Origin of the sequence: Desulfosporosinus lacus DSM 15449 (assembly GCF_900129935.1) — a bacterium.
Classification (GTDB): domain Bacteria; phylum Bacillota; class Desulfitobacteriia; order Desulfitobacteriales; family Desulfitobacteriaceae; genus Desulfosporosinus; species Desulfosporosinus lacus.
Genome location: NZ_FQXJ01000030.1, coordinates 1 through 11,234 on the forward strand (window position 1 = coordinate 1; position 11,234 = coordinate 11,234).

Below are 11,234 nucleotides of genomic sequence, written 5' to 3' on the forward strand. Positions count from 1 at the left end.
AATGCTGGATTATAAAGCGAGATGGTATGGACGGAAATTATCGATCATCGGCAAAACATTCCCATCCAGTCAGCTTTGTTTTGCATGTGGTTATCGCAATAAGGATGTAAAAAACTTAAACCTGCGAGAATGGATATGCCCAATTTGCGGCATGTATCATGATCGAGATGAAAACGCGGCCAAAAATATCCTTAGAGAAGGATTAAGGCTGGCAGGATAAATTTCTTTGCCGCGGGACACGCGGTTTAAGCTTGGGGAGTACACGGCATAAGCCGGTATGATGAACCTGGAATCCCCTGGATTCATCCAAGGGGAGTGTCAACATTGTCTACCGTATTGACGAAGCGAAAGAGCAGGTTGTTATTGTGACTATAAGATATTCGAAAGGTGAGTTTTAGGGTCAGGAGCAGTACAGCCCTCATCGTTTTGCTGGTGAGGGTTTGAGATAATCTCATCTTTGACAGTTGAAAATCATAAAAAGCTTGAAAGCCCTCGCATTTGCAAGGTGTTCATGCTTTTTTTTATGACCCTTCGCGAAACGACAAGTTTCGCCGAGTACAACTCGGGACGGTGGATATCGTACAAGCTTGCGGCTGCTGAGAAAATCAGTACGATTGGAAGAGGATTAAGACTCTGCAGTGGGTAACTTGTTTCCGAATTGTAATAAGGATTGTCAGAGAGGGATGTTTTTAGTATAATATAACTTGAATATCAAACAATAAGATGATATAACTAAATTCGGAGGATGGCTTATGAGTGAGGAATTAACCAATGAACTTTTATTTTTCTTTAACGGGTTTTCGTCTTGGGAAAATTCAATAGTACGTGCAAGTGATTTAACAATTTCAGAGGCTCATGCCTTAGAGGTATTGGGAGAACACGAAAAAATGAATATGAAATCTCTAGCTCAAAAACTGGGAGTTACTACGGGAACTACGACGGTTACAGTCGATAGGCTTGAGAAGAAAAATTTTGCAAAACGTGAATCAACTCAGGAAGATAGACGGGTTAACTTAATTGTATTAACAGAAAAAGGGAAGAAGGCTTTTGAAGAACACCATAACTACCACCTACAATTAACGGAACAGATGGTCTCAGTTTTGAGCGAAGATGAAATAAGGCAATTTCATGATACCCTTAAAAAGATAAATATGGAGACTTTCTAACTGGGTCAGTAAAGTCTATCCCCAATTTAACAATATCTGTAAACCTACTGAAAACACTTTGTTTTGAGGGGGTATTTTTATCATAATATATCTTGATTATCAAATAGTAAGAATTTCTTACTTAGGTCAAGGGGCTTATAACTGAGTATAAGGTTTAAAAATTTTGCAAAACGCTAAAGCAACCCAGGAAGATAGAAGGACTAACTTAATTGCTCTAACTGAAAACGGTAAAAAGATAGGTGTATGAAAGGATGATATAGTTGATAAAACTATTAAAAGACGAGGAAAAAAGGACAGTCCTATTTCTTGTGATATCGTTCATTTCCGTCGTAATCAGCTTCTTAAATGTAGGGGATTTACCCTTTGATGTCGCATGGTTGGCAATATTATTGTGCGGGATACCGATCATCAAGGGGGCTGTTGTCGGCCTCGTTACCGAATTTGATATTAAAGCCGACGTGCTGGTATCCATCGCCTTAATTGCCGCGGTTATCATTGGCGAAATTTTTGCAGCTGGAGAAGTCGCCTTTATTATGGCAATCGGTGCGTATCTGGAAGAACGCACTGTGGCAAAAGCCCGAGCAGGTATTGAAAAACTGGTGCACCTCACTCCTACAACTGCAAGGGTTGCCAGGAATGGGGAAGAAGTTATTGTCCCTGCCGAGCAGGTTAAGGTTGGTGATAGCCTCCGGGTGCTTGCGGGCGAAACCATCGCCGTTGACGGCATCATTATAAACGGTCAAACCTCGGTCAATCAGGCAGTGATGACCGGAGAGAGTCTACCGGTCGACAAGAGCAAGGGCGATGAGGTTTATAGCGGTACGGTCAATCAGTACGGCACATTCGAAATGAAGGCTACAAAAGTTGGCGAGGACAGCTCCCTGCAAAGAATGATAAGGCTGGTACAGTCGGCGGACGCCGGCAAAGCGAAGATTGTCGGGATTGCGGACAGATGGGCTACCTGGATTGTAGTTATTGCCTTGCTTTCGGCCGGAGCCACCTGGTTAATGACAGATGAAATAATCCGCGCTGTGACCATTTTGGTGGTATTTTGTCCTTGTGCTTTGGTGTTGGCAACGCCAACAGCTATTATGGCCGGTATCGGCAACGCCACGAAATTTGGTATCCTGATCCGCGAAGGCGACGCCTTGGAAAGACTATCTGCAGTAAAGCGAATTGCCTTTGACAAAACAGGCACCCTCACCTATGGAAAACCTGATGTCGCAGCCGTCGAGAGCTTTGATCCCAGCCTGACTGTTGCTGAATTGCTGTCTCTGACGGCTTCCGCAGAGCTGCGTTCCGAGCATCCGTTAGGAAAATCCATTGTCGCTCATTACAAGCTTGCCTCAAACACATCCCTACCGGAACCCAGCGATTTTCAAATGCTTGCGGGGCGTGGTGTTTCCGCCCTAGTAGACGGCCGCGCGATACTGGCCGGGAATGCAGAACTGCTGCGTGATAACTCTATCCTCTTACCCCCAACCATCGTAGACAAGGCGGATACATACAGAAATGACGGCTGCACCATCATCTTTGTATCTGTGGACGGTCAACCTTCGGGTTTTATCGCCTTGTCGGACACGTTACGGCCCGATGCCGTGAATGTGGTTAGGAAGATTGAGAAATTAGGGGTTAAGAACGTCTTGTTAACGGGTGACAATCATCATGCCGCTTCTCATATGGCAAAGATCGCAGGAATTCAGGATATCCATACTGAATGCCTGCCCGAAAATAAAATGGCTATAATCGAAAAGTATCAAAGCGGCGGCGAGTTGGTTTGCATGGTAGGCGACGGTGTAAACGATGCGCCTGCGCTAAAAAAAGCCCATGTGGGCATTGCTATGGGAGGTATCGGCAGTGATATCGCCGTGGAAGCAGCTGACATTGCCCTGGTCGGTGATGATATAAAGAGTATTCCCCATTTGCTTGCATTATCAAAACGAACGATGAATACTATCAAGTTCAATATGGCCATATCCATGGCACTGAATTTTGTCGCAATTATTCTGGCCATGGTAGGACTTCTCGGACCTGTTATGGGCGCGCTGGTACATAATGCCGGTTCAGTCGCGGTGATTATCAATTCATCCTTATTATTACACTGGAAGGAGAATAAAAAATAAGCCCGTTGATGCTTGCCATCCATGGTTCCACTTGAGTCTTTAAAGGGTAAAACAAATAGGAGTCGTGGACAACTCCTTCAAACTTTCTATTTTATTTTGCGTACATGGGCTGTTTCCATTTGCAAGATTTCAATTTTAGTTTCGATTCTTTCGAGGGCACAGATAATAGTATCATTTTTCTCATTTTGTATTTCGCGAGCATCATATAATGCTTTAATTTTATAGCCTAAATCATTTTCAGCTTGTGTTTCTATTTTTCGGACTCGGGAGGTTAGTTCAATAAGTTGGGAATTAGTTTCGGTTTGGTTTTCAAGGATCTTTGCGAGAAGATCCATTACCTTATCATCCAACACTATCGCCTCCTGATGAAAAGCTTATCGCTTTTGCAAGATAAGTCAAGGAGAATTTTTCAAAAGAACATATTCATGGAATAATGGCACACCCAGTAAGATGATTGAAAATGCCTGTTTTGAGGTCTGACTAATCTAGATTAGTCATCTCAAAACCCCGAATTTTTAAATTGGATATTCCAAGAAGCGCCGAGGGCAGTGAGTCCGGCCAGGTCTAGGATGTGATTTGTAACAATGGTGACACAGCCTTCGGCTTGGCATAGATTACGGACTAACGGGTGCCCCCAGGTGGGTGGGGATGACCAACCAGGCTTGTACAAAGAATCTTACGCGCGTAAGATTCTTTGTACAAGCCCAGGAGAAAGATCTGATTCTTGTAGGATAATCCCATATTGTGTGGATAAAGGAAAAAAAGGATCTGTGAAATAATGGAGGAGATTCCACTTTGTCAATACTCTTTAAATACCTCTGATAAATCAATACGTATCGACCTAGATATCTCAGATTGTATTAGATCAGTTTCGCAATAGATGTCGGGGCGACCGAATTTTCCTTCTTTGTCCAATTTGAAAACTACGACAGTTTTTTGTTCGGGGTAGATTATCCAATATTGATTTACCCCCGCTTTTTCATAGAGATAAAACTTATCCTTAATGTCTTTACGTAGAGTTGATGGAGATGTTACCTCAATAACGAGATCAGGGCCACCAAGACATCCATGATTATCCAGTTTATTTCGATCGCAGATAATAGCTAAATCAGGTTGTACAACAGTGAAGATATCGTCACTTTTTTTCTCCTGTTCGGGTAATCTTACCTCAAAAGGGGCACCAAAAACTTGGCAAGGACTGTCTTTAAAGGCGTTGTAAAATTGAGCTATGAGCGTAGTAACAATTTTCTGGTGTTGTGTCGATGGAGCGGGAGTCATATTATAAGGAATTCCGTTAATGAGCTCCCACTGTTCTTCTTCCGACCAAGTTAGATAGTCATTATAAGTGAATTTACGGTCAAGATTCTGTTCAGGTCGGCTCATCAAGGATCACCTCCTAACAAAGTTGGTTAAAGAGTTCTATTTCTATTCTGTCAAGTTCCACATTTTACCTTAATTTAATCATAACATAGAGGTTACCTAGCGGCAAGCGCCAACCAAGCTTGTGAGACCTGGAAATTTGGACATGGCGGTTTATACGATTCATATGATTAAAAATTGCCTGTTTTGAGGCGGCTAATCTAGATTGGTCCATCTCAAAACAGGCAATTTTTAAACTGGAGACTGTGAAATTCCTCGCCGTACGCCATAGTTTGCACAGTGAATTATCCACATAGTGTTAAACTCATGGGCTGGATTTCAGTAAATTGATGCTAAGAATTATCTTGATTTCTATGAAAATATCTCCGCGAATTTCAGGCATTATAGTCAAGAAGGAAAAATTCCCAACTGATATTTAGCCTGAAAATAAATATTTTTGAAACTAGGTGACAATACTACAAAGAAAATATGTTGTGAGGTATATTATGGATAAAAAGTTATCTAAAGATGCATATGGTGGCGTAGCTGGAAAAGACTATGTACCTTTCATTTCCGGCGATTCTAAAAAATCTGGTGGAAACGCCGCAGTATTAACAATCGGTATTGTTTTGGCTGCTTTGTTTGCAGCTTCTACGGCCTATTCAGGGATGAAATCGGGTCTTACAGTTGCAGCCGGTATTCCAGGTTCGATAATAGGCTCCGCACTAATAGCTGCTTTTGCTAAACAGAAAGGTATTCTTGGGAAAAACCTAATTCAAGGTATGTCAAGTGGCGGGGAATCAATTGCCAGTGGTATGATATTCGTTTTGCCGGCAATTATTTTAATAGGTTCAAAAGCTTCTTTTTTAGAAGGTTTTGTTGTTGGTGTAGGTGGCGTCTTATTCGGTATAGCCATAGCTTCCCTAGTTCATAATTACTTAATCGTTGAAGAACACGGTGAATTAATGTACCCAGAGTCAATGGCTATATCTGAAACACTTGTAGCTTCAGAAAGCGCTGGAGAATCTCTTAAGTACATGGGAATAGGGTTCGGAATAAGTGGTGTCATAATTATTATAACGGGTTCATTTTTAAATTTAGTTAACAACGTTATAAGCTATGTAAACGAATCCTTTTATAAGTGGAAATTTCAAGTTGAAGTTAATCCCTTATTATTAGGCATCGGATTCATAGTTGGTATAGAAGTTTCATTAACTATGTTTGCTGGTTCCATTTTATCTAACTTCGGTATTTTGCCTCTAATAGGTTACTTCTCTGATCTGGCAAAAGGTGGCGTAAACGTATGGAATAATCCGGGAGTTGCGATAAACGCTATGAAAGTTAGTGATATAGCCGGTAGTTATGTAAAATATATCGGCGCAGGTATGATGCTTTCCGGCGGTTTAATTGGTGCTGTAAAGCTAATACCCACTATAATATTTTCAATTAAAGAAACTCTCAACGCTAAGTCGTCAAATACTGATGATAGCTCATCTGTCACAAACTTAATACTACTTTGTGGTATAATCGTAGGTCTTATTGCCGGTTTCTTGATATCCGGCGGTAACATACTAATGGCCATAACTGCTTCTGTTTTATCATTATTCTTATCATTATTATTTGTCATAGTTTCTGGTCGTTTAACAGGTACTATAGGAACTTCCAACCTTCCTGTATCTGGTATGACTATAGCTTCTTTAGTTCTTGTAACATTTTTATTCGTTGTAATGAGATGGACAAATCCTGAAAGCAACAGATCTTTACTTCTATTTGGTACATTTATCGTTACTGCTATAGCAACAGCCGGCGGTTACTGCCAATCCCAAAAAGTTGCCTTCATAATAGGCGGAGACAAAAACGAAATGCAAAAATACTTCGCCATAGCGGGTATCGTTGGCGTTGTAGTTGTAACTGGTACTATATTATTACTTTCCAATCAACTTGCCATGACCGGTGATAACGTTCCCTTTGCCCTGCCTCAAGCTAACTTAATGGCAACCTTAACGGCTGGTATAATCTCAGGAAAATTACCTTGGGCCATGATTATTTTTGGTGTTATTATGGGAATCGTTTTATTCTTTCTAAACCTTCCTATAATGACAGTTGCTATAGGATTCTACTTACCAATTTCTACAACTTCCATAATTTTAGTAGGTGCCTTAATTCGTTCCCTTGTAGAAAGAACTTCTACATCTGAAAAGGAAAAAGAAGTTAAAGTATCTAATGGAATAAGCTTATCTTCCGGGCTGGTAGCTGGTGGTTCTATAATAGGACTTATCGGTATAATACTTCAAGTATTAGGTGTTATAAAAGGGAGTGAGCCAAGGGGCTTCGCTGCTTCTAACGGTATGGCAATTATGATATTAGTGATTCTGGTAGTAGCTACCATAATACCTATAATTACCAGTAAGGTTAAAGACGCTAAATAACAACGAAGGAAATCAAGTGTCAATTTGAAATTTTGACAAAATGCGGTATGGTTTCCTCATCTTAAGAAAATGAGAGCTATGTCCAAATTATAGGGTAACAATTCTAATTTAAGGGAGGATTAGTCCTATGAAATTCTGCTGGAGCACATTAAGGGTCGCAAATCTAGAGGAATCTTTAAAGTTTTATCAGGAAATAGTGGGCTTAAAATTAGTTAATAGGTTTCCTGCCGGGCCAGGCGTTGAGATAGCCTTTTTAGGAGACGGAGAAACAAAGATTGAATTGGTCTGTAACGCAGCCGATACGAAAATTAATTGTGGGACAGATATTTCTTGGGGATTCGAAGTAGAGTCTGTGGATGAATTTATGACATTCCTGAAAGATAGAGGAATAGAAATTCAAAGCGGACCGTTTCAGCCCAATCCTCATACAAAATTTTTCTTCATTAATGATCCCAATGGATTCAAACTTCAATTTGTAGAGAATAAGTGATTTGGTCAATTATATTCAGTTGAAGGCTGCAATCCAGAGCGACAATAGGCTCTGGATTTTTAGTTTAAACCACTGTGAGAAAGTCTAAGTATAGCTGCACAAATGAAGCAATGTTAAAACAAGCGGTTTTGAGGTCTGACTAATCTAGATGAGTCAGACCTCAAAACCGCTTGTTTTTGCGTGCTGCCAGGGTTAACCGTCGGGCTTGTACCAAGAATCTTACGCGCGTAAGATTCTTGGTACAAGTTACAGGGCGTACCATCTCTGGTCATGATGACCCATGGAACAGAAGGGTATGTAGAAATATTCTAAGTGCTGAGGTCAAAAGAGATGACAAAGGTTAGTTGGAGGGAGAAAATCTCTTAATTGCAAAGTTAGAGCAGCTTCTATTTATATTGTTGGTCTTGTTTACACTCTGTTTAAAAACATATATTATCGTAAATATTAGTTTGTGTTTTACAAAAATGAGGTGTGGCAATGATTAAAATATTAGTGGTTGATGACGATGTTTATATTCGCCGACTGGTAAGTACCATATTGAAGGATGCCGGTTTCGAGGTTTATGAAGCTGCAGACGGCCGGGACGCACTTCTGAAACTCGACGAAAAAAGAATAGATCTTTGCGTAGCTGATATCATGATGCCTAATATGGATGGCTTGGAGTTTTGCCGGAATGCCCGCAATTATTACCAGGATATGCCGATCCTTATGCTGACGGCGAAAAGTGAAATAGGCTCAAAAATTGAAAGCTATGGATCGGGTGCGGATGATTACCTGACAAAACCTTTTGAAGCGGAAGAATTGCTGCTGCGCAGCAGAGCGTTGCTGAAACGCTATAAAATCGCATCCCAGCAAACCATTGGGATAGGCCTTCTTACCGTGGACAACACCAGCCATACAGTTTCCGCCAACGGAGAACGCCTAAGTATTCCCCTGCGGGAATTTGAACTTCTTTTTAAGCTGGGCAGCTTCCCGGGAAAAACCTTATCCCGCAATCAGCTGATTGAGGATATCTGGGGGTTCGATTTTGACGGCAATGAACGCACTTTGGATGTTCATGTCGGACGGCTGCGCGACCGATTTCCGCCTGAAAGATTCGGTTTTCAAATTCTCACCATCCGCAGCTTGGGTTATCGTCTGGAGGTGATCTCTTGAATGAAAAGAGCTGGTTGCAAAACTTGCTTTGGCTGTGTTTTGTTGCGTGCATGCTGGCGGCGTGTTTTGTAGCAAGCTATCTGCTGATGCTGCTGATTTACCGGTTCATAGGAAGACCGCCGGAACCGTGGTCGGATATGCTCTACGGTACTATCAATTTAGTTCTGATTGTCGGAAGTTTTATTTTAGTGGCGTTTATACATAAAGATGATCGAACCCGCCTTGCGCGGAGAACCCTTGAAGCTTTGGAGAGAATAGCCCAGGGTAATTTTGATGTCTTTATTGAGCGGGATAAACATGGGCATTTTCTGGAAATCACTGACAGCATCAATAAGATGGCCAAAGAACTGGGCTCCATGGAGCAGCTGCGGCAGGATTTTATCTCCAACATATCCCATGAGTTTCAATCACCGCTGACATCCATCAGCGGCTATGCAGCACTGCTGCGCAAGGACGGAGCGACGCTTAAGCAGCAGGAATATGCCGCGATCATCGAAGAGGAAAGTAAGAGATTATCCAAACTGGCGGATAATCTTTTGCGGCTGTCGGCCTTGGAAGGGTCGGACAGCTCTATCACCAAAGCCCCATTTCGGTTGGACAGACAACTTGAAAACGTTGTCTTACTCTTAGAACCGCAATGGAAAGCAAAAAATATTATTCCCGAAACAACCTTGCTAAAGATAACCGCCTATGGAAACGAGGATCTGCTAAAGCAGGTTTGGATCAACCTTTTGGTGAATGCTCTAAAATTTACTCCTGAAAATGGGGAGCTTAACGTCAGCTTAAAACAAGACGGCGAAACCGCGGTATGTAACATTTCCGATAACGGTATCGGTATAGCGCCAGCTGAGCAAATGCATATTTTTGAGCGATTTTATAAAGTAGATAAATCCCGTGACCGCTCATTGGGTGGAAGTGGGCTGGGACTTGCCCTGGTGAAAAAGATTATAAATTTACACAAAGGTAAGGTTACTGTGGAAAGTGAGTTAGGAAAGGGAACAGTATTCCAGGTTAAATTACCCATCAAGGAGTAAACAGAAAATCGGGCAAAAACGGCGTAGGAACTATCCTGCAGCCGTTTTTTTATTCAATTAGAAAGTCAAAATTTTCGTTATTCAACTGCAAGATGGTCAACTCGTGCGAAGACAGTGTCTTCGTCCAAACAAAAGTGCAACTAAGGCCGCTGCCTTTTCCGCCAAGTTTCTTTATGTTTTAAAAGCTTTTCGGAAATTGTATTTCTGTTTACGCTCCGTTTAAATTCCTATTCTATGCTGAGTTCAGGAATGCGCCGATTTTCGAGGGGAGCGAATTACCGGTGCAATTCATACAGGGAGGAGTCAAACAATGCTAACGAAGAAAAAAGTGATTATTTCTATTGCTGTTTTGGTTGTTCTGATGACAGGTGTTATGTTGTTAGGCAATCAGGAGGGAGCAGCTGAAGCAGAAAATAAGCAAGTTACTATTGAAGCTGTAAATAATAAGGTTTATGTCATGGTTCAGCAAGTGAATTTTATTGAAAAAGCAGCAGAAATTGAATTCAAGGCTTCCTTGGAAGCGTCGGAGGAAGGTATCGTAAGCAGTAAAGTCGGAGGAAAGGTTGTTCAAATTCTGTTTGAAGAGGGTGAGTACATACATCAGGGAGAGCCTCTGGTTAAACTTGAGGAAAAGGAGGCCGGAAATAATCTTAGAGCAGCAGAAAGTCAACTGTCTGCTGCTCAAGCAAGTTTGACAAGTGCGGAAGTGAATTTGGAATCGGAACAGGGTAATTTTGAGAGGCTGAAAGTACTCTTTGATCATAATGGAATTGCTAAGGTTGAGCTGGAAAAGGCAGAAATAGCTGTAAAGGTGGCGAAAGCAAACGTCGAGGCCTTAAAGGCTAACGTCCTTACAGCGCAGGTCAATGTGGAAAGCCTTACGGATTCTTTAGCCTATACCACTATTAGTGCGCCAATCAGCGGAATGATGGATGAAAAAAGTGTGAGTCTGGGTCAGAATGTGGATTCGGGAACTATACTTGGGAAAGTTAAAAACATTTCACCGATCAATGCTGTCATAGAAGTAAAGCAGACAAATCTGGAGGATATCAAAGTTGGGCAAAAGGCTAAAGTAACCATCGGGGAGAGGGAACCATTAGTCTATGAGGGAACGCTGAAAAGTATTAATGGGTCCGCTGATCCATCTTCACGGGTTTTTAAAGGCAAGATTCAGTTGGATAACCCAGACCAGGCCCTCAAGCCCGGAAGTTTTGCCAAGGCGGAAATAGTTAATGACCAAAAGGTTGAAATAGCTACAGTTCCCCTAGCAGCTTTAGCAGGCAATGAAGACAGCTGCTACGTTTACGTTAATGACCAAGGGATTGCCCGTAAACGTAGTGTAATCATTGGTGAAACGGAGGAAAATGTGGTAGTCATCAAATCCGGTGTGCAAAAAGGCGAGAGTGTAATTTGTACTAATGTTACCACATTGCAGGATGGAGACGTAATAGAGGTAGTTGCGGAATAGGGGGGATAAG

The 11,234-nt window shown here is 41.7% G+C and carries 10 protein-coding genes; 8 read left to right on the forward strand and 2 right to left on the reverse strand.

Going from position 1 to position 11,234, the window contains the following annotated elements:
• The 3 genes from BUB11_RS24095 to BUB11_RS24105 form a co-directional block, all read left to right on the forward strand.
• Window positions 1-220: zinc ribbon domain-containing protein (locus BUB11_RS24095; protein WP_143187706.1), on the forward strand; the 220-nt coding region annotated here is incomplete at its 5' end.
• A gap of 532 nt (window positions 221-752) precedes the next feature.
• The gene (locus BUB11_RS24100) at window positions 753-1,166 is read left to right on the forward strand and encodes a MarR family winged helix-turn-helix transcriptional regulator (protein ID WP_073032925.1); all 414 of its coding nucleotides are present in this window, start codon (window positions 753-755) and stop codon (window positions 1,164-1,166) included.
• A 260-nt stretch (window positions 1,167-1,426) separates the two neighbouring features.
• Window positions 1,427-3,289, forward strand: a complete 1,863-nt coding sequence (locus BUB11_RS24105) for a heavy metal translocating P-type ATPase (protein WP_073032926.1) — start codon at window positions 1,427-1,429, stop codon at window positions 3,287-3,289.
• Window positions 3,290-3,375: 86 nt separating this feature from the next.
• On the opposite strand, the gene BUB11_RS24110 is transcribed toward BUB11_RS24105, so the two are convergent.
• Complete coding sequence (locus BUB11_RS24110) at window positions 3,376-3,642, reverse strand: hypothetical protein (protein ID WP_073032927.1); 267 nt, start codon at window positions 3,640-3,642, stop codon at window positions 3,376-3,378.
• Between the two features lie 445 nt (window positions 3,643-4,087).
• Entirely contained in the window at window positions 4,088-4,672 is a 585-nt protein-coding gene (locus tag BUB11_RS24115; RefSeq protein ID WP_073032928.1) for a Uma2 family endonuclease, read from the reverse strand.
• A gap of 482 nt (window positions 4,673-5,154) precedes the next feature.
• On the opposite strand from BUB11_RS24115, the gene BUB11_RS24120 reads away from it, so the two are divergent.
• The 5 genes from BUB11_RS24120 to BUB11_RS24140 all read left to right on the forward strand — a co-directional run bounded on the left by BUB11_RS24120 (window position 5,155) and on the right by BUB11_RS24140 (window position 11,224).
• Window positions 5,155-7,077 carry an OPT/YSL family transporter gene (locus tag BUB11_RS24120; RefSeq protein WP_073032929.1) on the forward strand — a complete coding sequence of 641 codons (1,923 nt, stop codon included), beginning with the start codon at window positions 5,155-5,157 and terminating at the stop codon, window positions 7,075-7,077.
• A gap of 127 nt (window positions 7,078-7,204) precedes the next feature.
• Window positions 7,205-7,567 (forward strand): VOC family protein, encoded by a 363-nt coding sequence (locus BUB11_RS24125; RefSeq protein WP_073032930.1) that lies wholly within the window; start codon window positions 7,205-7,207, stop codon window positions 7,565-7,567.
• A gap of 477 nt (window positions 7,568-8,044) precedes the next feature.
• Window positions 8,045-8,722, forward strand: coding sequence for a response regulator transcription factor (locus BUB11_RS24130; protein WP_073032931.1), 678 nt, complete (start codon window positions 8,045-8,047; stop codon window positions 8,720-8,722).
• A complete protein-coding gene (locus tag BUB11_RS24135; protein ID WP_200797985.1) occupies window positions 8,719-9,756 on the forward strand; it encodes a sensor histidine kinase in 1,038 nt (345 codons plus the stop codon). Before BUB11_RS24130 ends, BUB11_RS24135 begins: the two co-directional genes overlap by 4 nt.
• Window positions 9,757-10,066: 310 nt before the next feature.
• Window positions 10,067-11,224 (forward strand): efflux RND transporter periplasmic adaptor subunit, encoded by a 1,158-nt coding sequence (locus BUB11_RS24140; RefSeq protein ID WP_073032932.1) that lies wholly within the window; start codon window positions 10,067-10,069, stop codon window positions 11,222-11,224.
• The last annotated feature ends 10 nt before the right edge of the window (window positions 11,225-11,234 follow it).